This is a genomic window from Streptomyces sp. TS71-3 (assembly GCF_018327685.1).
In the GTDB taxonomy this organism is placed as follows: domain Bacteria; phylum Actinomycetota; class Actinomycetes; order Streptomycetales; family Streptomycetaceae; genus Streptomyces.
The window spans coordinates 347,657-369,168 of record NZ_BNEL01000003.1; the positions used below are offsets into that span (position 1 = coordinate 347,657).

General features: G+C 70.7%; 15 protein-coding genes and 1 tRNA gene. 4 read left to right on the forward strand and 12 right to left on the reverse strand.

Annotation, left to right across the window (positions count from 1 at the left end; all coding sequences use genetic code 11):
- Positions 1-140: 140 nt before the first annotated feature.
- The 10 genes from Sm713_RS26015 to Sm713_RS26060 form a co-directional block, all read right to left on the reverse strand.
- Complete coding sequence (locus tag Sm713_RS26015) at positions 141-695, reverse strand: DUF4232 domain-containing protein (protein WP_212912508.1); 555 nt, start codon at positions 693-695, stop codon at positions 141-143.
- 435 nt (positions 696-1,130) lie between these two features.
- Entirely contained in the window at positions 1,131-2,066 is a 936-nt protein-coding gene (locus Sm713_RS26020) for a restriction endonuclease (RefSeq protein ID WP_249416695.1), read from the reverse strand.
- Positions 2,067-2,465: 399 nt separating this feature from the next.
- The gene (locus Sm713_RS26025) at positions 2,466-3,209 is read right to left on the reverse strand and encodes an ATP-binding cassette domain-containing protein (protein ID WP_212912510.1); all 744 of its coding nucleotides are present in this window, start codon (positions 3,207-3,209) and stop codon (positions 2,466-2,468) included.
- Positions 3,206-3,802 carry a hypothetical protein gene (locus Sm713_RS26030; protein WP_212912511.1) on the reverse strand — a complete coding sequence of 199 codons (597 nt, stop codon included), beginning with the start codon at positions 3,800-3,802 and terminating at the stop codon, positions 3,206-3,208. The genes Sm713_RS26025 and Sm713_RS26030 overlap by 4 nt, the downstream gene beginning before the upstream one ends.
- Positions 3,781-4,914, reverse strand: a complete 1,134-nt coding sequence (locus Sm713_RS26035; RefSeq protein WP_212912512.1) for a hypothetical protein — start codon at positions 4,912-4,914, stop codon at positions 3,781-3,783. The genes Sm713_RS26030 and Sm713_RS26035 overlap by 22 nt, the downstream gene beginning before the upstream one ends.
- Positions 4,915-5,127: 213 nt before the next feature.
- Entirely contained in the window at positions 5,128-5,538 is a 411-nt protein-coding gene (locus Sm713_RS26040) for a hypothetical protein (protein WP_212912513.1), read from the reverse strand.
- 1,012 nt (positions 5,539-6,550) lie between these two features.
- Positions 6,551-7,036: a hypothetical protein gene (locus tag Sm713_RS26045; protein WP_212912514.1), complete on the reverse strand. Its 486-nt coding sequence runs from the start codon at positions 7,034-7,036 to the stop codon at positions 6,551-6,553.
- A gap of 462 nt (positions 7,037-7,498) precedes the next feature.
- Positions 7,499-7,571 (reverse strand) — tRNA-Arg (locus Sm713_RS26050).
- A gap of 256 nt (positions 7,572-7,827) precedes the next feature.
- Positions 7,828-9,432: an aldehyde dehydrogenase family protein gene (locus Sm713_RS26055; RefSeq protein ID WP_212912515.1), complete on the reverse strand. Its 1,605-nt coding sequence runs from the start codon at positions 9,430-9,432 to the stop codon at positions 7,828-7,830.
- A 188-nt stretch (positions 9,433-9,620) separates the two neighbouring features.
- Positions 9,621-11,099: a VOC family protein gene (locus tag Sm713_RS26060; RefSeq protein WP_212912516.1), complete on the reverse strand. Its 1,479-nt coding sequence runs from the start codon at positions 11,097-11,099 to the stop codon at positions 9,621-9,623.
- 375 nt (positions 11,100-11,474) lie between these two features.
- On the opposite strand from Sm713_RS26060, the gene Sm713_RS26065 reads away from it, so the two are divergent.
- The 3 genes from Sm713_RS26065 (at position 11,475) to Sm713_RS26075 (ending at position 14,711) form a co-directional block, all read left to right on the forward strand.
- Positions 11,475-12,356 carry a chitinase gene (locus Sm713_RS26065; protein WP_212912517.1) on the forward strand — a complete coding sequence of 294 codons (882 nt, stop codon included), beginning with the start codon at positions 11,475-11,477 and terminating at the stop codon, positions 12,354-12,356.
- A 77-nt stretch (positions 12,357-12,433) separates the two neighbouring features.
- Positions 12,434-12,955, forward strand: a complete 522-nt coding sequence (locus tag Sm713_RS26070) for a glutathione peroxidase (protein ID WP_212912518.1) — start codon at positions 12,434-12,436, stop codon at positions 12,953-12,955.
- A gap of 874 nt (positions 12,956-13,829) precedes the next feature.
- A complete protein-coding gene (locus tag Sm713_RS26075; RefSeq protein WP_249416994.1) occupies positions 13,830-14,711 on the forward strand; it encodes a MerR family transcriptional regulator in 882 nt (293 codons plus the stop codon).
- Positions 14,712-14,745: 34 nt separating this feature from the next.
- On the opposite strand, the gene Sm713_RS26080 is transcribed toward Sm713_RS26075, so the two are convergent.
- Entirely contained in the window at positions 14,746-16,446 is a 1,701-nt protein-coding gene (locus Sm713_RS26080) for an MFS transporter (RefSeq protein WP_212914839.1), read from the reverse strand.
- 834 nt (positions 16,447-17,280) lie between these two features.
- Positions 17,281-20,025, reverse strand: a complete 2,745-nt coding sequence (locus Sm713_RS26085; RefSeq protein WP_308293193.1) for a D-alanyl-D-alanine carboxypeptidase — start codon at positions 20,023-20,025, stop codon at positions 17,281-17,283.
- 534 nt (positions 20,026-20,559) lie between these two features.
- Between Sm713_RS26085 and Sm713_RS26090 the strand changes: the two genes are divergently transcribed.
- Positions 20,560-21,303, forward strand: coding sequence for a GPP34 family phosphoprotein (locus Sm713_RS26090; RefSeq protein WP_212912520.1), 744 nt, complete (start codon positions 20,560-20,562; stop codon positions 21,301-21,303).
- Positions 21,304-21,512: the final 209 nt, after the last annotated feature.

Below are 21,512 nucleotides of genomic sequence, written 5' to 3' on the forward strand. Positions count from 1 at the left end.
CCGCCGGGCCCGGGCGGGCACAAGGGAGGCGGGAGGCGGGCGCTCACGGGTGGCGTCCCTCCGGTGCCGAACGACACGCGGGTGCGCCCGGTTCGAGGGACCGACACCCCACCGTCAAGGGAGGGTTCTGCCCAGGCGGCTCACTTGCCGCCGACAGGACCGACGAACGTACCCGGGTGCGTGGCACCGTCCTGGAGGAGCACCGGCTGGAAGTCCCATGCGACCTTCGCCGACGTGGTCTCGTTGGGCGGGGTGACGACGACGGTCTTCACGTCCAGCTTCTGACCGGAGCCCTCGGTGAACGGCAGGTAGGTGATGGTGAAGCTGGTGCTGCCGCCCGGCTTGACGGTGACGGCGTGCGGGGAGACGGACGTCTGACGGCTCAGCGACCACGTCTTGCCGCCCCCGACCAGGTCGACGCCCGGGTAGCCGTTCATCGTGCAGGCGCCGGAGCCGTTGTTGGTCATCTTTATGACCACTCCCCCCGCCGAACCGACCGACTGCGCACCGCTGCCGGGCGCGACGGCGAAGGAGAGGTCGCCGGTGTGGCAGCGATCGCTTGCGGCCGCTGCGCCGGACCCGGTGGAGGAGCCCTGGGACGAGTCGGAGGAACCGCCGGCCGAGGCCGAGTTGCCGGAGTCCGCGGTCGTGGACGATCCCGAGGAGGCACCGTCTCCGCTCGACGCGTTCGACACGCTCGATGCGTTGTCAGCACTCTCCCCGCCCCCACAGGCGGTGAGGAGAAGCCCGGCGCTCAGGGTGGCAACGGCAAGCGAAAGGGGCTGCAGACGACGCATCAAAACCTCACAGGGGAAAGTCACCGGACATTCCGAGGCCTCACGACCCCGCTGGTGACGACTCTGCCCTACGGAGAACCGCAGGTGGCCGCCTGTGGGAAGCCCATTACCCCGCTGTCGACAGCTCGTGACACGGCAACACCTACGGCCGCACACGGCAACACCTGCGGGTTCCGCGGGCGCGCGTCCAGCCGGCGGTCCGGCGGGGTCCGTGGTTCCAGGAGACGGCAGGGCACAGGCGGGCGCGTGGCACAACGTCACCGCAGGGACCGCCTGTTGCGGACGACCCGCCACAACCAAGTAGGCGATAGGAATGGGAAGCTGGCCGGGGAACTAGGGCAGGGCCTCAGGGTTGGTGCTGGCGTATCCCTTGCCCTCCGGCCAGATCAGCGCGCATCCCTGGGATTGGGCAAGGGCCAGGAGGTCTTCGCGCGGCTTCGACGGAAGGAGAATGCCGCGCACTGAGTGCTCAACGAACCTCCCATAGTCGGCGAGCTGGCCGATGGCCATGCGCACGTTCTCCCGGGTGACGCTGCCCTTGGCTTCGGTCAGAAGACCAAGGTCCTGGCAGTGCAGATCGGTGAAGAGCGGACGCGTCTCGCCGGGCGGCAGGATCCTATGCCGACTGGCCGGGTGACCCTCTTGAGCGAGATGTTCGGCGAACGCCTTCACCAGACGGGCCTCCCTCCGGTCGGCTTCGTACACCTCGCGGTTGGGATTGACGAAGGTTGCCTCCGTCTCGTTCCGTTCCAACGGCATCTCGTCGACCTGGTTGGGCTGAGCGTTGAGCAGGCGGCCGAGCCTAGTGCTGGGTTGCTCCGGCTCGGTGTCAACCGGCCTGAGGCAGAAGACGATGACCTTCCGTGGGGGACCATCACTGGTCTCTGGTGCGTCGGCCGTGTACCAGGGGTTCTCTGAGTCAACGACGAACTCGCCGCGGTAGGTGACGGTTCCGCGGGCGCCCTGGAAGACGCGAAGCGCCCGCCCCTCTGCCTTGTGGTTCAGGATGCTGGCGTTGCCGGACACCATTCGCTGATCGCCGTACTGCCCTTCGCCGCTGTAGTGGAAGCAGCCGTCCGGCATCCAGTCGTCGTAGTAGCCGTGCTTCTCGCCCGCGACGGGATCCGTGAAGACGAAGACATTGGGTGTCTTGGCGGACGGGCCGATCCCCCCTTGGGTCCGGCCCCCGAATCGATTGTGCAGTTCCTTACGTTCGATCCGATCACCGGGCTTGAGCGTCCACTCGACCGAGCTGGGTGCCGTCTTCACCTGCTTCCTCCCGTCATCGCGGCCCTTACCGAACAACCTGACGAGAGCATGCCACATCCCTTCGGATGCAGGATTCCGCTATCCGATTGAGCAGTTCGTAACCGGTGGACGTGTCGAGGTGGGCCCCTGGCGGTAACAGCAGGAGGCCACCGACATCAGCCGGTGGCCTCTGGCTGGTGCGGCATCCGCCCCTCAACCGACCCCGACGAGAACAACGACAAGATCAACTGATCCGGCACGGATCCGGCACGACACCTCCGACGCCATGATCGGGCTCGCACGTTCCTGCGCCTACGATCCCGACCTACGCCACTTTCAGGAGCCATTGGACCCTCCCTATGGATCACGCAGGCAGTTGCGACGTGAGGCATCGTCTCCCGTATCCGGGTGGTCAGCCTGTCAGGCAGCGACGCCCCGGCTCCGGAGCAGTTCGGTGTAGGCCGCCTCGGCGGCACGTCCCGCGAGAGTGCCGGGTGGGGTGTGGGTCAGAAACGTGCTGGTGTTCCCGTGGTGGAGGACCGTCCCGGCGTACACGACGGTGACGTGGTCGGCCTCCTCGGCGAGGTCGGCGACGTCGTGCGTGGACAGCAGCACCCGCACGTCGCCGGTCAGGCCGCGCAGGATGTCGCGGAAGACGCGGCGCTGGTAGGGGTCCATGCCGGCGGTGGGCTCGTCCAGCAGGAGGATGCGCGCGCCGTGCACGAGTGCCCCGGCGACGCCGACGCGTCGCAGCTGGCCGCCGGAGAGCCGGCTCGTGCGGGTGTCGGTCTGCTCGGCCAGGTCCACGCGGGTGAGGGCTCTGCGGGCCTGTTTCCAGGCGTCGGTGCGGTTCATCCCCTTGAGCCAGCCGATGTAGGCGACGTACTCGCGCGCGGTGAGCGTGGGCATGGGCACGATGTCCTGCGGCATCCAGGCGACGGCCCGCCGATATGCCGCGGTGCCGGCCGGCGCGCCATCCAGGGTGACGCGTCCCTTCTGCGGCCGGGTCACCGAGGCGGCGAGCTTCAGCACGGTGGACTTGCCGGCGCCGTTGGGGCCGAGCAGGACGGTGAGGCCGTCCGGCAGGGTGTAGCAGAAGTCCCGCAGCACGGGGCTTCTCCAGCGCCGGTAGCCGTAGGTGCAGTTGCTGAGTTCGAGTGTCACGCTGTCTTCCTCGACGTGCGGATCTGGGCGGCGAGGCCGACGGCGAGCGCCACCAGGGAGACGGTTGCCGCGAAGGAGTTGTCCGCGGGCAGGGCGACAATGGTCCAGGTGTGCGGCACGTTGGCGTGGAACCCGGTGAGCGAGACCAAGAACAGCCAGCCCACCGGAATCATGACCGCCGCCTGACCGGCCCACGCCCGCCCCAGCAGCATGAGCCCGGCCAGGAAGGCCGCGTTACGGCCGGCGCAGGCGGCCGTTGCCGTGCCCTGCACGGCTGAGACGAGAAAGCCGCACAGTACCCCCGCAGCCAGAACCGCGGTGATGAGTAGGCAGTCGAGCCGGTTCACGGACCGGACCGCGGAGGCCTCGGCGGCAGGAAGCCGGGATTCCAGGACCGTCATGAGGACGGCGAGCAGAGGGACGGGGACGAACACGGAGAGTGCGATCTGGGTGTTGCCGGCGAGCGCGGGCAGGATCACGGTGACGTCCTGCACCGCGAAGAGGGCGGCGGCGAAGACGACCAGGGCGAGCGGCAGCAGAACGTGCCCCCGTCGGGCCTTGAACCACCACCTCACCGCGACTTCGCCCCGCATGTGTCGAGCGACCGTCTGACCCATGCGGCCTGTTCGGCTTTCGGCTGGCCCAGCACACGGGCCACGTCAGCGTGCACCTGCTCTTCCAGCTCCTGAGCTCGAAGGTCTTGGTCCTCTCGCTTCCGGTACTTTCGGTACTGCTGCTCCTGACCGGTTTTCATGGCTGCCCACAGCCAGACGGAGTGGGCGGTACGGGTGTCGACCTGGGCACAGCGGAAATGCAGGGAACGCACCACGATCTGGTATACGGCATCACCGCTCCGTACCGGGCCGGTGAGGATCATGCGCCAGCCGGTCGATGTCGAGGGTTTCCCTGTACGGGCGTAGGTGTAGCTGTCGGTGATCAGCCGGGGCGGTGCCGGAACAGCCCCGGCGTCATACAGGACGCGTAGTGCGCTTGCGGTGTCGCGCTGGAGCTGCGGCAGATAGCGTGCGTTGTACTCCGGTACGCACATGCGCGGCGCGCTGCCCGCGCACGTCATGGTCACGTGCCCCCCGGTCATCGGTGGAGTGGCCCGCCAGCCCTCGGCCGTGTGGTAGGCCCCGAAGACACCACCCACGGCGACCGCGGCCGCAACCACGACTCGCAGCATCCGCCATCCGTATGGCAGCCAGAGGATCACAAGTCCGATGGCAAACCCACCCGCGAACAGCACGGGCACCACAACGGTGACCAGTCTTGGCACCTCGCCGATGCCGAAGATGCCGAACTGCCCGGAGACATGCCGAGGCCAGTACGGCTGCACTGCCACGGTGAAGGCCACGATGATCCAGTCGGCCACAGCCACGATCGGTGTGGCGATGATCCGGGGGATCCTGCAGCCGACGGCGAATCCGACGACGGCATGGACGACACAGAGCACCATGGCGGCGCAAGGTAGCCGCAGGCTGTCGAGGGTGGGCGTGGTCGCTGACCGTGCAAGTGAGATCGCTGGAGGAAGCAGCAGAACGAGCCAGGAGAGCGCAATCACAGGGGCCAGCACATTGGCCGCAATCCGGTAACGAGAACGCGCCGGAGCCAGCTCCCATATGCGTGCGTTCTTCAGGCCCCCGCTCTCCCAGCAGGCAAGAGCCGCTGCCACCGCATACGCCAACGCGTACAGCGAATCCAACGGTTGGGCGACGATGGTAGGCGCGTAATGGTAATAACTTGAGAGGGGGGCTGATTCTCCCACCACGTAGTAGAAAAGTGTGAGCAGGAGGACGATAGGCGCGGCCCACCGCATGCATCCGCCACGCAGGGCGGTAGTGAATTTCACAGAATCTCACCGAACCAGTCGTCGACTGCGCAGGGCGCCCTGGCGGGGCACCCTCGAAGCTGAAGCTCAGCCAGTGCCGTCGACCTTGGTGGTATCCACGGTGAGCGAACCCACGGTGAGCACAGGACCGGCCACACCCGATCCGCCGATCTTCATAATCTCAAAATAATAATCCTCTATGCCGGCTGGCAGGTCGGTCCACTCGCCGTTGCTGACGCTCCCGCTGAAACAGGCGGTGTACGTCTTGTTGTCGTAGGAGAGATCGGGCAAAGCGGTTCTGTCTCTCCAGATTTGCACGTCCGTGGAGTGCGTCGTGGCGTCCGTACGGCAGTCGTGGAACGTAATCTGCGAGTACAGCTCATCCTGCCAACGCCGGGACTCGAAGCCCGGGCTGGCAGCGGTAATGGAGCTGGTCCAATTGGCTTCGGCGGTGGGAGCCAGGGCGAGAGTGATCACCGCTGCCGTGCCGAGAACCATGGATACGCGTCTACCGTGCTTCATTTCTCTATTCCCTCCGGAAATCCTGGTAGAGCTCATGCGAAGGCAGTTCGAGAGCGATGAACCGGACACATGGCGCGGCCTCGCCATCTCCTCAATGCGCAGCACTGGCCTAGACCAGTCACGGTGCGTGAGCACTGTAGAGGAGAGGCGTACGCGATCGACAACCATTCATCAGGGCGCGACGGAAAATCGATCTCACGTGCCCATGGGCGAGTCCACCTAGCAGCGGTACCTCCTCGCCCCCATGCCTGCGCGTTTGCTCTACATCGCAGCGTGACGAGAGAGTGAAGGAGGGGCCGTAAACTTGGCTGAATGTGAACGCGCGGAAACGTCGAGGTAAACGATGCGGGGTGCATCCGGGCCGGTCTTCGATGATGACCGAGAGGGAGCGCGGCAGGTGGGCCGTGGTGGGGATTGCCGTGCAGACCCCACCTGGTCCGTGGACTGGCGGTGGTAACGGCGCCGACCTCAGCACTCTTGCACCTCACTTCCCGCCTCAGAGCTCGCTCCCACGAAGCGCGTCGCCCCGGACCGCCAGACGCACGCGGAGTCATGGCCATCCCGGAGCCTGAGCGCCCCCGCCGAGGGCATCCTGGGGTTCGCCGATCGCCTGCTCAACGCGGCACGGGCGCCGGCCGGACTGGAGCGGGGTGGGGACGGGGGCGCAGGCCCGGCCGGGGGCCCGGACCGCGCGCGGCGAGCAGAGCGAACCGCACTTGAAGCCGTAGAGAGACCTGCAACTCGGCACTCTCGGTCTCGGTGGTCCTGTCTCGGTCTCGACTGCCCCGCTCGGTCTCGGTTGCCCCGTCTCGGTTAATGATTGACACCGCGGCCTCACCTGATGCTTGACGCCGCTTGACTGGGCGTCTGGCCGGTGCGCGGGAGAGGGTCAGATCATGACCGTTTAGATCATGTCTACTGAAGGGACCGTAGACATGGCGCTCAGGCGGTAACTGGGGACCTTCCATCACATGTGCGGTACCCGCTCTCAACCTCGGCGGTTTGCCCCATCTGGCCAGACCACGTCAACTGGTATCCCTGCCTCGCGGGCGTCGACGACCGTGTCCGCCGTGCCGCCGCCTTTCCCCGTCGGGGGCTGGCCGTTCCAGACGGCGACGAGACGATCGGCACGCTGGAGAAGGGTGCGGTTGGCGTCTTCGTATGCCGATCGGCTCGCCATCTCGTGGTCCAGGACGACGACGTCGTCGGCGGACTCGATGAGCCGGTCGAAAGTCGCGGCATGGTCCGGCTTCACCTTGCTCTGCCGGTAGTCCTTCGAGGGGATGATCGCGACGAGACGTCCGCCGAGTTCCAAGACAACCTCGGCGAACAGGGAGTCGGCCCCCTTGGCGATACACGAGACACCGACCAGACCTTCGGCGTACGGCTTGAGCGTCTCGTGGAGGGCGCTGCGTACGAGGGCGGTACTGGCATCGGTGAGATCCATGTGCCCCGTTACGGCGATGGTGGTCACGGTCTTCCCTCAGGTCGACTGCAGGTCGCGGTTCACGGCAGGAGCCTCGGTCACCGGCGACGAGGCAGCCTTCCCGACCGTATATGGATATAGCGGAGACATTTGGGCTCGCACACGGCTGGACTGGGTCCCGGACGCTGCCTCAACGGCGCGGAGGCCCCTTTTCAGCGCCTTGCCCCCGCCAGTTCTACCCCTCCACGACGCGGGCACCGCCGACAGCCGGAGCGGCATGCCGACGACCAAGATAATGAGCCCGACGCAGGCGGGCAGGATCACGACGACTCCTCGTCCGGCAGCGAGCGACCGGCCCACTCAAGGCGCACTAGAGTGGAAGACGATCTGGGGGCGTGTTGACCTGGTGAAACACCGCTAGGGAAGTTGATCTCTCAATCCACTCCCAGTTGATCTTCAAAGGGCCCCGCTTCGGTCATGAAGCGGGGCCCGATGCCTGGTCAAACACGGTGCCCCCGGCAGGATTCGAACCTGCGACACCCGCTTTAGGAGAGCGGTGCTCTATCCCCTGAGCTACGAAGGCAGGCCCTGCTTGGAGTGCGTTGAATACTTTGCGTGTGCATTCGGACGCGTCCAGCAAGGTCGTGACCGTCGCTGTCGACGGCCACTGACAGCGTAGCGGATGCGGGCGGGGCCCGAGGCGGTGGAGGACGGTGGCGAGGGGCTTCACGGCCGGCTGGAGCGGTCGGCGCCGGCCCTGGTCCCGGCACCGGCACCGGCACCGGCACCGGCACCGGCACCGGCACCGAAGCTTCCCGCCCGCCCCAAGCCCCCGCCCTCTACAGGAAGCTCACGTTCTGGGCCAGGGAGAGTTCTGTGGAGTAGTTGATGGTGTTCGTCGCGCGGCGCATGTATGCCCGCCATGCGTCCGAGCCCGACTCTCGGCCGCCGCCCGTTTCCTTCTCGCCGCCGAATGCTCCGCCGATTTCCGCGCCCGAGGTGCCGATGTTGACGTTCGCGATGCCGCAGTCCGAGCCCTCGGTGGAGAGGAAGCGTTCTGCCTCCTGCTGGTCGCGGGTGAAGATGCTGGACGAGAGGCCCTGGGGGACCGCGTTGTGGAGCGCGATGGCCTCGTCCAGGGTGTCGTAGGTGAGGACGTAGAGGATGGGGGCGAAGGTCTCCTCGCGGACCACCTCCGTCTGTTCGTCCACGCGGACGATGACCGGCTCCACGTAGGCCGCCGCGGGTGCCGGGTCCGTCAGGCGGCGGTTGCCGCCCGCCAGGATCTTGCCGCCCTGCGCCTGCACGCGCGCCAGCGCGTCCTGCATCTTCTCCAGTGCGCCTGCCGTGATCAGCGGGCCCACCAGCGTCTTCTCGTCGAACGGGTTGCCGATCGGCAGCTTGCCGTACGCCGCCGTCAGACGCTCGATCAACGGCTCCGCGATGTCCCTGTGCGCGATCACGCGCCGCAGCGTCGTGCAGCGCTGGCCCGCCGTGCCCGCCGCCGCGAAGACGATGCCCTGCACCGCCAGGTCCAGGTCCGCCGACGGTGCCACCACCGCCGCGTTGTTCCCGCCCAGCTCCAGCAGGCTGCGACCGAACCTCGCCGCCACCCGCGGGCCCACCTCGCGTCCCATCCGCGTCGAGCCCGTCGCGCTGACCAGCGCCACCCTCGCGTCGTCCACCAGCGCCTCGCCAACCTCCCTGCCGCCCAGCAGCAGCCTGTGCACGTCGGCCGGCGCGCCCACCTCCTCCGCCGCCCTCGCCAGCAGGCGCGCGCTCCCCAGCGCGGTCAGCGGGGTCAGCTCCGACGGCTTCCAGACCACCGTGTCACCGCACACCAGCGCCACGGCCGTGTTCCACGACCAGACCGCCACCGGGAAGTTGAACGCCGAGATCACCCCGACCACGCCCAGCGGGTGCCAGGTCTCCGCCAGCCGGTGGCCCGGCCGCTCCGACGCCATCGTGCGGCCGTACAGCTGGCGCGACAGGCCCACCGCGAAGTCGCAGATGTCGATCATCTCCTGGACCTCGCCCAGCGCCTCCGAGCGGATCTTGCCCACCTCGATGGTGACGAGGTCCGCGAGGTCGTCCTTGTGGGCGCGCAGCAGTTCCCCGAAGCGGCGGACCAGCTCGCCTCGGCGCGGCGCCGGCGTGCTCCGCCACGTGAGGAACGCCTCCCGGGCCGCCTCCACCGCCTCCTCCGTGTCGGCGGGGGCGGCGGCGGCCAGGGGGAAGAGGTCCTCGCCGGTGAGGGGGGTTCGGGCGCTGAGCTTCCGCGGGGGCTGCTCCACGGTTGTTCCGTCCTTCCCCTCCGCCGCCCGGCCCGGGAGGGTCACCCCGATCCGCTCCAGGCTTGCGCGCGCCCGCTCCCGCAACTCCTCCGTGGTCGGCAGGGTCTCGGGGGCCTGCACGGTGCCGGTGCTTCCGGTGCTGCTGGTCATGGGGGGCTCCTTCGGGTGCGGAGGGCGACGGGTACGGGGGTGTGTACGGGGCCGGGTTCTGCGGCGGCAAGTGTGCCCACCTGCACTGGAACGGTACGTGCTCGGGCCCCCTTGCGGCCTCTCGGCGGCCAGGGCGGATGTCCCCCGTCGGCAGGACCGTCAGCAGGACCCTGCCCCAGCGATCAGGATCAGCCCGTCGTCCCCGGCGCCGGGACCGGAACCGGTGCTCCCAGTTCCTCCGCCGCCCGCTTCAGCGACCGGCCCTGCTGGTCCGCGTAGAGGGCGTAGGGGTCGAGGACGTCCCGGTCGAGGGCGGCGGAGAGCCAGGCGCTGTCGTAGGCGGCGCCCGTCTGGTCGTCGTCCCTGCGGCCCTTGCCGCTGAGGTTGGACTGGAAGATGCCCGCCGCCGAGCGCGGCAGGAAGTCCTCGTAGACGATCGGCTCGGCGCGCAGCCAGCCCGCCGCGAGCAGGTCGGCCATGGTCGCGGGCGGGCGGGTGCCGTCGCGGGGGCGGTCGGGGGCGGCCCGGTAGGTGAAGTACGCGAGGTCCTGTACGGCGAGTTCGTGTTCCGTGCCCGGCAGCAGGTCCGGCCACAGGGCGCGGGCCACCGCCGAACGGTCCGCCGACGGCTCCCGCGCGAGCCTCTCGTCGACCCGTGCGAGCAGCGTGTCGTAGCGCTCCCGGCCGGCCCGCGTGAGCGCGATGCCGCGCGCCTCGACCTCGCCGAAGCGCACCCGCAGCGCGCCCTCGCGCACCGTGCCGTCCGGCTCCCGCATCGTCCGGGGCTCGGCGAGGGCACGGAACGACGTCTGGCGGAGCAGGACGTCCGGCCAGAGCGCACCGGCGTCCGGGGCGCTCCCGGCCTGCGCACCCGCGCCGGACACACCCACGGCCCCCGGCAGCCCGCCGCCCGGCGGGCCCTGGATGGTGTCGATCATCTCGATGCCGCGGGCCGTCATCCGGCGGTACAGCTCGTCGATGTCGAGCACGCGCGGCGTGAGGTGGTTGATGTGGGTGCTGCGCACCCCGCCGATGTCCGCGGCGACCGCGGACACCTTCTCCAGCGTCTCGTACCAGACGCGGTCGATGGGTTCCCGCGACAGCTCGAACGCGGCCACGGCGAGTTCCAGGAAGCGCTCGGCCTCCGCGTCCGGCAGCTCGCCGGCGGCCTCGGCGCGGTCCGCGAGGGCGAGCAGCTCCGGCGGGAACAGCTCCCGTCCCGCGAGGAACGTCTCCAGGCGGGCCCGCAGCTCCTCGTCGAAGAAACGCGGATCGGCGGGGGTGAGGAGCGAGGTGAAGACGCGGAACGGGTTGCGGGCCAGCTCCTCGCCGTCCACCGGCCGGAACGCCGTCGACACCACCGGGACCGCGCTCGCGGCGGCCTCGCGCAGGTCGTAGAAGCCGACGGGGTGCATGCCGAGGGCGCCGAAGACGCGGGCGACCTGCTGGAGTTCGCGGGGGGTGCCGACGCGGATGGCGCCGTGCCGCTCGGCGGTCACCCGGCCGATGGAACCGAGGCGCTCGGCGTCGGCGCCGCGGGCGCGCAGGACGTCCTCGTTGACCTCGCGGGAGACGTCCACGAGCGTGGTGTACGCGGGGACCTCCTGCCCGTACATCTCCGAGAGCCGGCGGGCGAAGGCGGCACGCAGGCGCCACTGGTTGATCATCTTGGCCGGCTCCCTCCTGTTCCTCCGGCATCGTGCAGCACGCCGGCCACCGGCGTCCAGGAGGCCCAGGTGCTCACGCGGGCGCGCCACGCACCCGGCCCCCGTTGGCCCAGTCGTACCCGCCCGGCGGAACTTCCGAATATGGTCTAGACCTCAGTCCGGCTCGGGCCTATTCTCACGGCTGCTCCCCTCCCCCACCGAACGCCCAACGGCCGCCGGCCACCGGCGCGCGTTCCGCCCGCGGCGGCCCCGATTCGAGGAGTGACGACGCGCGTGGTGCGACTACCTGTGAGACGGCCTGTGCGACAACCTGTCCGACAACCTGTGACAGGACATGGGACACGGCGACGGCAGGCGCGACGGGGGCAGGGGCGGGTGAGCAGGCTGTCCGTCCTGCTGGCGGCGCTCGCCTCGGCCCTGGTGCTCGCCGGGACCGGGACCGCGGCCGTAGCCGTGGCCGAGGACAGCGGGCCGCTCGGTGCGCACGATCCGTACCCCGCCGGAGCGCACGAGCCATACCCCACGGGCGCGCACGATCCGTACCCCACGGGCGCGCACGACCCCTACCCCACGGGCGCGCACGACCCGTACCCAGCAGGCGCGCACGAACCGTACGAGGCACAAGGCCCGCACGGAGCCGGCTTCGTCGTCAGCGAGGCGCAGTTCGACCGGATGTTCCCGGACCGGGACCCGTTCTTCACCTACGCGGGGCTGCTGGAGGCCACGCGCTCGTACCCGGCCTTCGCGCACACAGGTAACCTTCTGGTGCGCCGGCAGGAGGCCGCCGCCTTCCTCGCCAACGTCAGCCATGAGACCGGTGCGCTGGTCTACAAGGTCAACCAGAACCCGGCCTCGTACCCGGTCTTCTGCGACGACACCCAGCCGTACGGCTGCCCGGCCGGCCACGACGCGTACTACGGGCGCGGCGCGATCATGCTGAGCTGGAACTTCAACTACAAGGCGGCCGGCGACGCCCTCGGGCTCGACCTGCTGAACGACCCCTGGCTGGTCGAGCGCGATCCGGCCGTGGCCTGGGCCACCGCCCTGTGGTACTGGAACACCCAGACCGGCCCCGGCACCATGACCGGCCACGACGCCATCGTCCACCACAAGGGCTTCGGCGAGGCCATCCGCAGCCTCAACGGCACCGCGGAGTGCGACGGCGGGAACGCCGAGCAGATGCGGCACCGCGTGAGCCTCTACCGGCAGTTCACCCGGCTCCTGGGCACCCTCCCGGGCCGCCACCAGACCTGCTGACGACGGGCGCCGGGGGCCGGGCGGCGTCCTCGTCCCGGCCCTTCGGGGCGTTCCGGGGGCGCGCTAGCATCCGCGGTATGAGTGACGATGTGCAGAATGCGCAGGCAGAGCAGGACGTGTACGGCGTGCCGATCGGGGCGCTGCTGGGCGGGTCCGCGGAGCTGGAGCAGTTCCGCGGGAAGGTCGTGCTGGTCGTGAACGTGGCGTCCCGGTGCGGTCTGACCCCGCAGTACGAGGAGCTGGAGAAGCTGCACGAGCGGTTCGCGGGGCGCGGCTTCAGCGTGCTGGGGGTGCCCTGCAACCAGTTCAAGGGGCAGGAGCCGGGGACCGCGGAGGAGATCGCGGAGTTCTGCTCGGCGACGTACGGGGTGACGTTCCCGATGACGGAGAAGGTCGACGTCAACGGGGACGGGCGGCACCAGCTGTACGAGCGGCTGGTGGGGTTCGCGGACTCGGAGGGGTACACCGGGGATATCCAGTGGAACTTCGAGAAGTTTCTCGTCGGGGCGGACGGGGTGGTGCGGGGGCGGTTCGGGCCGCAGACGACGCCCGATGCGGGGGAGGTTGTCGCGGCGGTGGAGAAGGCTCTCGCCGAGTAAGCCGTGTGGGGGGTTTCCGGGGCGTTGGGGCGCCCCGGGGCCCGGTCCTGCGGTGGTCCGTTCTGGGCCTTGCTGTCCCGCGTCCGGCTGACCGCCGGCGGGCTTTTTCTGCGCAGTTCCCCGCGCCCCTTATCGGGGCCCCTTCTCGGCCCTTGCTGTCTTGCGTCCGGCTGACCGTCGGCCGGGGTTTTCGCGCAGTTCCCCGCGCCCCTGATCAGCCAGCGGGCCAACCGCTTGCTGTCTCATCGCGGTCATCCGCCGCACCGGCCTCTCGCACAGTTCCCCACGCCCCCGATCAGCCACCCGACCAGCCCCTTGCTCTCTCGCCGCGGCCATCCGCCACACCGGCCTCTCGCACAGTTCCCCACGCCCCCGATCAGCCACCCGACCAGCCCCTTGCTCTCTCGCCACGGCCATCCGCCACACCGGCCTCTCGCACAGTTCCCCACGCCCCCGATCAGCCACCCGACCAGCCCCTTGCTCTCTCGCCACGGCCATCCGCCACACCGGCCTCTCGCACAGTTCCCCACGCCCCCGATCAGCCACCCGACCAGCCCCTTGCTCTCTCGCCGCGGCCATCCGCCACACCGGCCTCTCGCACAGTTCCCCACGCCCCCGATCAGCCACCCGACCAACCCCTTACTGCCTCCCCCGGCGTGGTTCCCGCGGCCCCGGTCAACCTCCGCTCACCCCCTCCCCCCTCCCCGCCAAGATCCGGTGTGGTGTTCGGTTGTGGGGTGGATTCGTCTTGTGGCGGTCCTTGGGGCAGAGTTCTTCGTCTCTGGTGCCGGGTGGCAGGTGGCCCGTGGCCGAGGATGGGGACGTGGGCGTAGGCGTGAGTCTGGATGACAGGGACGGTGGCGTGGGCGGTGGCGTGGGTGAGCCGGGCGCGGGGGCGGTCGAGGGGGCCGGGGTGCTGCTCAGCGTCGGTGCCTTCGCCGCCCGTGCCCGCCTCTCCCGCAGAGCGCTGCGCCTCTACGACCGCACCGGGCTGCTCGCCCCCGCCCACGTCGACGAGGAGAGCGGCTACCGCTACTACCGCGCCGAACAGGTCGAGCACGCTCGCCTGGTCGCACTGCTGCGCCGGCTGGACATGCCGCTCGCCCTCATCGCCGAGGTGATGCGCGAGCCGGGCGACACCGCCGCACACCACCTCGCCCTGTACTGGCGCGGCGTCGAGGAACGCATCGCCGCCCAGCGCATCCTGGTCGAGTACCTCCGTGGACGCCTGTCGGGCAGGAGTTCCGAGTTGGACGAGAAGTTCCGGATCAGGACCCGCGACGTGCCGGCGCAGTACGTCATCAGCCAGTCGCGGCACACCCTCGCGAACGGGTTGCCCGCCTGGATCGGTTCCTCCATGACCCGGCTGACGGCCGCGGCCGAGGAGTGCGGCGGAGTGGCGGGACCGCCGTTCGTCGTCTACCACGCCGAGGTCACCGACGAGAGCGACGGCCCCGTCGAGACGTGCGTGCCCGTCAGGGATCGGGTGGCCGCCCGCGCCTGGGCGCTGGACCAGGGCCGTAGCTGGGGCTCCCGCGCCCGCGAGGAGGGCGCGCACCGGCTCGCGTACACCAGGATCACCAAGGCGCAGGTGGTGTATCCGGAGATCATCGCCGCGTTCGAGGCGGTGGAGGAGTGGATCGCCGGACAGCGCCTGCGCGTCGCCGGGCCGAGCCGCGAGGTCTACTTCACGGACTGGTCGTCGGCGGGTCCCGACGACGAGGTGTGCGACGTCGCCTTTCCGGTGACGGCCTAGAGGTCGCCTTTCCGGTGACGGCCTAGCCGTCGCCCTACCGCAGCTCCTTCGGACACGGCGTACCCCTGGGCAGCTGGTACGGCGCGCCCAGGCGGTAGACGCCGGCGTGTGGGGCGAGCAGTTCGGTCCAGCGGTCCCCGGACGCGTCCTCCCCGGTCTCCATCAGGCAGCCGTTGACGTTCTCGAACGACTTCAGCGAGCCGTCGGGGCGCTGCTTCGACTCCTCGGTCTCCCGGGGCGGCGCCACGCCCTTTCCGTGCTCGTCGATGAGGCTCAGCCAGGGTGAGTACGGGATCCGGATCAGCACCCGTCCGGCCCGCTTGACCTTGATCGTCAGCTCGCCCTCCTCCGCCCGGTCCACCACCGCGGGCGGCGTGGCGAGCGGCATGGGGTCGGTGACGGCGAAGAGCTGCCAGTTCGCGTCGCCCCAGATCTGCTTGAGGTAGGGCTGGCCGCGCCGCAGCAGCTGCCGTTCCCGCTGCCCGCCGTCGCCGTCCGGCTGCTCCTTGGGCAGCACCACGTAGTGGACCGCCCAGCGCCGCAGCCATTCGTGGTAGTTCGCGGAGTTCAGGGTGTCGTCGTAGAAGAGCGGGTTGCGCTGCATGTCGGCCTGGCGGTTCCAGCCGCGGGCCAGGTTGACGTACGGCGCGAGCGCGGACGCCTCCCGGTGGCTGCTGGCGGGGACGACCTCGACCCTGCCCCGTTCCGCCTTGATCACCTGGAGCTGGTGCACCAGCGGCGCCAGCTGGTGGGCCCAGGAGGCCGCGGGGCGAGTGCGCACGATGTCCCCGACGGTGTGGATCCCTATCCACGTCACGAAGCCCACCAGCGCCAGCACCATCGCGTACCACCTGCGGGTGCGCGGCCTGGTGAACGGCAGCGCCGCCAACAGCACCGCTCCGCTGAACAGCATCGCCAACCGCGTGATGTTCGAGCCGACCTGCGAGCTGACCAGCCAGGCGAGCACCACCGCGAGCGTGTACACGGCGCTGGTGATGCGGACCGTCACCCACCGCTCGGGCACCAGGAAGAACGTGGCGAGGCCGGCCGCCGTGGGCCACAGCGCCGACAGGACCGTCATGGGCTGGGTGCCGGAGAACGGGAACAGCCAGGCCGACAGCGCCACCACCGCGAGCGGCGCGAGACCCAGCGCGTACGCCCCGGGGCGGCGCCGCTGGAGGAAGAGCGCGACCGCGATCAGGCCCACGAAGAGCCCGGCCACCGGCGAGGCTCCCGTGGCGAGGCCGGCCAGCGGCGCCGCGACGGCCGCCTTCGCCCACCGCTTGTGCCGCCAGCGGTACGGCCAGCAGAACACGGCGGCGACGGCGCCGAGCCCGAACATGGCGCCGAGCCCGAAGGTGACGCGTCCCGAGACGGCGTTGCACAGCAGCCCCAGGACGCCGATGAGCGCCGGCGGCAGCGGCCTGCGCACGGCGCGGCTGCGCGTCAGGATCATGGTGAGCAGCGCGGCCGAGACAGTGCCGGCGACCATCATCGTCGTCCGCACCCCGAGCACCGACATCAGGTACGGCGACACCGCGCTGTACGAGACCGGGTGCATGCCGCCGTACCACGCGAGGTTGTACGCGGAGTCCGGGTGCCGTCCGACGAACTCGGCCCAGGCGTCCTGCGCCGCCAGGTCGCCACCGCCGTTCGCGAAGACGAAGAACCAGACGACGTGCGCGAGGGCCGCGAGGACGGTGGCCACGGTCACCGGGTGAAGGCGCGCGAACATCCGGATGCGGATCCGGATCCGGGTACGGCTCGGGTTCCGCTCGCGCACGGGCCCGGTCTCCGGTGCCTCCGGGCCCGCCGCTGCCGGCCGGGCCTCCGGTGCCCCCAGGGTTTCCGCCGTCGGCCGCTTCCGCGGTGCCTCGGCGGCCGGCCGCTCTTGCGTCACGTCCGGCACGGGCCGCGCACCCGCCGGGGCGGTGTCGGAACCGGTGTCGGTGGCGGCGCCAACGGCGGTGTCGGAACCGGGGTCAGGGTCGCGCGGGCGCGCCGGATCCGGGGCGCCCGGGGCTGCTGGCGCGCCACGGCCGTCCCGCTGGTCCTGTCCCGGGGACTGCGGTATTCGTGTGTCCGCACCCGCACCCGCACCCGCACCCACGCTCCCACCGGCGCCCGTCTCGTCGGCGCCGTCGGCCCGCGTCGGCTCCGCAGTGGCCACTGAGGCTCTCCCTGTTTCTCCCGGCGGGTCCAATGGGTGGCGTCTCGGGAAACTCCCAGTGGTGGTCCGGTGACGTACCCCGATCTCGCGACGCTAGCACGCGCCCTCCCGGCGGGAACGCGGGTGGCGCCACGCCATTCGACATATGCCGCAGGCAGCCCCCAATGGGGCAACACAAGGGGCCCCGGATGGGGCCCGAAGGGGCCCGAAAGGGGCGCGGGGAACTGCGCGAGAAGCCACGACGAAACTCGCAGACCGCGACCGACCCCAGGGGGCAAACCCGCCCGTACGGAACCCGCCCGTACGGAACCCGCCCGCACGGGCCCCCCGAAGGGGCGCCCCCGGAGGACCGGCAGCCCAGAAGCCCGGAAGCCCGGCTACCCGGCGCCGGAGGCGCGCTTAGCCGAGGCGCGTGAACTTCGCCCCGTACCCCGGCTCGCTGAGGCCCCTCTGGAGCGCCACCGGCACCTTGATCGCGCTGCCCTTGCCGCCGCCGCTGCCACTGCCAGCCGCGGCTCCGCCGACGCTGAGCGAACCGACCTCCGTGCCCGCCTTCGCCTCGTGCGGCAGGGTCTTGCCCTGCGGGTCGTTCAGGCCGAGGTGCACCTTCAGGCCGGACCAGCCGACGGCGGTGACGTCCTTCGTGGCCACGACCGGGGTCTGCCCCCCGAGGCCGTCGTCCACGTACCCGACGACGTCGCCCTTCTTCAGGACCACCGCGGACTTCAGCGCGTCACGGGCGGCGAGCATGACCGGCTTGCTGACGTTGTTGACCGTGTCGATGATCGACGGGCCCTGGTGCTGGCCGAGCACCGCGCCGACGACGGTGACGGTCTGCCCGTCGACCTCCTTGCGCGCCGCGAAGACCAGGTTGCCGCCCGCCTTGGTGGTGGAGCCGGTCTTGATGCCGATGGCGCCGTCGTACGGGACCAGGTTGTTGTAGTTCCGCCAGTTGTGGCCGGAGGGGTCCTTCCACTGGGGCAGCCTGGTGATGTCCATCAGCGCGGGGATCTTCACCAGCTCGTCCGCGAGCTTCACCTGGTCCTCGGCGGTGCTCACGGTGGTCGGGTTGAGGCCCGACGGGTCGGTGTACGTCGTGTGCTTCATGCCGAGGTCCTTGGCCGCGGCGTTCATCTTCGCGACGAAGGCATTCTGGGAGCCCGCGTCCCAGCGCCCGAGCAGCCGCGCCACGTTGTTCGCGGACGGGATCATGATGGCCGAGAGCGCCTGCTGGAGGGTCAGCATGTCGCCCTCGTGGATGGTGTCGACCACCGACTCGCCCTCGGACTTGAGGCCGCCCTCCTTCTCCGCGGTCGCGTCCACCCGGATCTTGGGTCCTGGCTCGCCGCTCTTCAGCGGATGGTCCTTGAGGACGAGGTAGGCGGTCATGGTCTTGGCCACCGAGCCGATCGGGACGGGCTTCTGGGCACCGAAGTGGTCCATCGTCCCGATGCCCGAGACGTCCATCCAGCCCTGTCCCTCGGTGGGCCAGGGCAGCGCCGCACCGCCGCCGTCGAAGGCGAAGGTGTCGTCGGCGGTGAGCGCGAGCGTCGGGTTCGGCAGCGGCCTGACCGCCTGTACGACCGCGAAGACGATCGCCAGCAGCACCACCAGCGGCGTCCAGATCTTGACCCGGCGCAGCGCGGAGCGGACCACGGTCTGCCGGGGCGGCGGGGTGTTCGTCAGCTCGGCGAGCAGATCGAGCGGCGGCCGCGGCGGTACCGGCATCTCGTTGGTGTTCCGCAGCCCCGGGGTGCCCTCGGGGTCCGCGCCGGTGCGGCCCGGGGCGGGCGCCGGCTCGTCCAGCGGCTTGAGCGCGACGAACTTGCTGGTCCGCTCGGCGGGGCGCTCGGGCACGTCCGTGCCGCGGGCGCCGGAGTCCGCGCCGGTGGGCCGGGCGGGCGGCAGGGGCACGGACAGAGGGGGCCGGGCGGCCTCCGTGGCGGGCTTGGACGGGGCGCTCGGGGCTTCCTTGCCGGTGTCCGGCGCCCCGGACGGGACGGAGGTACGGGAGGCCTTGGCGGCGGCGCCCCCGGCCCCGCCCCCGGCCCCGGTCTCGGCTCCGGTCTCGGCCCCGGTCTCGGCCCCGGTCTCGGCTCCGGTCTCGGCTCCGGTCTCCGCCTCGCCGCCGTCGGCATCCTCGGCCGCGGCGCCGCGGCCGCCGTTCCACTTCAGGGCGGTCGTCGGCCGGTCGACGGGCGGCGCCTTCGGGGCGCGGAAGACGGCGGTCTTCTGATCGACGCCCCCCGCACCGGGCCCGCTCGGGCCCTCACCGGGCGCCTCGGACTCTTCGGAGGGCTCAGGTCCCTCGGAGGTCTCAGGTCCGTCAGAGGCACCGGGCTTGTCGAGGGCCCGCGGCTCCTCCCCGGCCTCGGTCTCGTCGGAGGCCCCGGATCCGTCGGCCGGCTCAGGGGCGTCGGCTGCCTCGGGCTCATCGGAAGCTTGGAGGTGCTCGGTGGTACCGGACGTGCCAGACGTGCCGGACGTGCCAGACGTGCCGGTCGCTTCGGGCTCGTCGGAGGCGCGCGGCTCCTCCCCCGCCCCGCGCTCGTCGGCGGCCTCGGACCTGCCGGTTACCTCGGGAGCCCCGCTGTCCGCGGACCCCTTCGCGGCCGCAGACCCACCAGCGGCCTCGGGCTCGCTGCCGGCCGCGGCCGCAGGCTCGTCAGTGGCCGCGGGCTCTCGGGCCTCCCAGCCCTCGCCGCCCTCTTCGTCACCGTCATTGCCATCGTCGTCATCGTCGGCCGATCCGCTCCCGCCGTCCGGGCCGTCGCCCTCCTCGGCAGAAGCACCGGCACCCGCGCCGGAGTCCTCGTCCGCACCCGCGGCACCCTCGCCGCCGGACCGGCCATCCGCCTCACCGGAAACATCCGCAGGATCCGCACCACCGGGTACATCAGATCCATCCGCAGCACCGGACTCACCCGCATCCCGCGAAACATCCGCACCCTCGGAGGAGTCCGCACTCCCGAAGACGTCCGAACCCCCTGAGGCGTCGGCACCCCCAGGGACATCCGCACCCCCGGGGACATCCGCACCCCCGGGGCCATCCGCACCCCCTGAGGCATCCGCGTCAGCGGAGACATCCGCACCGCCGGAAGCGCCCCCACCACCGGAAACACCCTCACCACCGGAAACACCCACGTCACCCGACGCCCCCCGGTCGTCCGCCGCGGCTTCCGCCGCCGCCTCCGCGGTGCCGCTTTCGGGTTCCTTTCGCTGCGGGGCAACCGATCCGGCACCCTCCCGCGTCATTGTCTGCGCAGGGGACGCCGAGGGCTCAGCGCGCTCGGCCGGTGTCCGGAAGACCGCGGTCGGCTGGTCGACGCGTGCGCGGGCCACCGCGTGCCGGGGGTCGGATGCGTCGGGCGAGGGGGAAGGGCCGGGTTCGGGTTCCCCGGTCGGGCCCCCGGGCGACTCCTGCTGCTCCGACCTGTCGGGGGACTGACCCGCCACCGATGCCTCCTCCATAGCTCTGCGCTCATGACGTCCAACGCCAAGTCAACCCCACCCGGGAGCCGGTGTCCGAACCGTGTCCCAGTGTCCCGTGTGAGGGGTTGACCCCTGTGCAAGACGAGAACGACATACCTACCGGTTCCCTTACGAAGCGGTCACGCACTCTCGACAGACCAATGTGAGAGGGGTCACCCTGTCATTCATCCACGCGGGGAGGCATGGATGGGCAGGAGCCGCAGAACAATTCCGGAGGAGCTTCTGCTGCTCGCTCTGGACCCGACCACGGGTACCACAGCGCAGCCGCAGTCGCTCGACCTCGGTCTGGCCGGAGCGCAGCTAGTGGAGCTCGCGCTGGCCGGACGAATAGCCCCAGACGGGGATCGTATCGCCGTGGTGGTACCACGGCCGACAGGAGATCCAACACTGGACTGCGCACTGGAGTTGCTGCGAAGGCGCGGCGCCCCGGTCCGGGCGGTCCACTGGATCGGCGGGCCCCGGTTGGGGCTCCGCCAGACGTATCTCTCACACCTGGAGCGGTGCGGCATGGTGCACGCCGTCGCGGGCCAGATGTGCGGGGTGCTGCCGACCACTCGCTACCAGGCCACGGACACGGCCATCAGCCGGGAGATCAGGTCCCGGCTGGACTCCGCGATCCGCACCGGCGTACCGCCGGACCCGCGGACCGCGGCGCTCGCCGCCCTGGCCCACGCGGTGGGGCTCGGCAAGCACCTCTATCCCGGCAACGAGGGGCGTTCCTCACGCTCCCGGCTCCGGGACCTCATCAGGCACGACCCGATGGGCGGCCTCGTGGCGCACGCCGTCATGGACGTCCAGAACGGTGTCGCGGCACAGCCTCGGCGCGGTCCGGCCCCCACCGGGCCACAGTCCGGGCGGCCCGCAGCGGAGCCCGGCAGGGTTCCGACGCAGCCACGCCACGGGGCCATGGCACGCGCCGTGGTCCATTGACACCAGGGCATCAGCGCCAGGGCGCAGCCGGTAACCAGGCAGCGCACAACCAGATAGAGCAACCCGGAGAAGGACCGCGCACGACCGCGCGAGATCGCGCAGGGCCTAGCGGGAACGAGTTGGACCTGCAAGATCAGCACGATCGCGCGAGACGGATCCGGGCCGATCCGGCGGAAGCCGGCACCATCCCGACCAGATCCAGAACCGGC

Excerpts from the sequence above, each read along its gene's own strand:
- Sm713_RS26030 (WP_212912511.1), bottom strand. The coding sequence starts at position 3,802 with ATGCGGGGCGAAGTCGCGGTGAGGTGGTGGTTCAAGGCCCGACGGGGG.
- Sm713_RS26040 (WP_212912513.1), bottom strand. The coding sequence starts at position 5,538 with ATGGTTCTCGGCACGGCAGCGGTGATCACTCTCGCCCTGGCTCCCACC.
- Sm713_RS26060 (WP_212912516.1), bottom strand. The coding sequence starts at position 11,099 with ATGATCAACCAGTGGCGCCTGCGTGCCGCCTTCGCCCGCCGGCTCTCG.
- Sm713_RS26090 (WP_212912520.1), top strand. The coding sequence starts at position 20,560 with ATGGGCAGGAGCCGCAGAACAATTCCGGAGGAGCTTCTGCTGCTCGCT.
- Sm713_RS26070 (WP_212912518.1), top strand. The coding sequence starts at position 12,434 with ATGAGTGACGATGTGCAGAATGCGCAGGCAGAGCAGGACGTGTACGGC.
- Sm713_RS26080 (WP_212914839.1), bottom strand. The coding sequence starts at position 16,446 with ATGTTCGCGCGCCTTCACCCGGTGACCGTGGCCACCGTCCTCGCGGCC.
- Sm713_RS26055 (WP_212912515.1), bottom strand. The coding sequence starts at position 9,432 with ATGACCAGCAGCACCGGAAGCACCGGCACCGTGCAGGCCCCCGAGACC.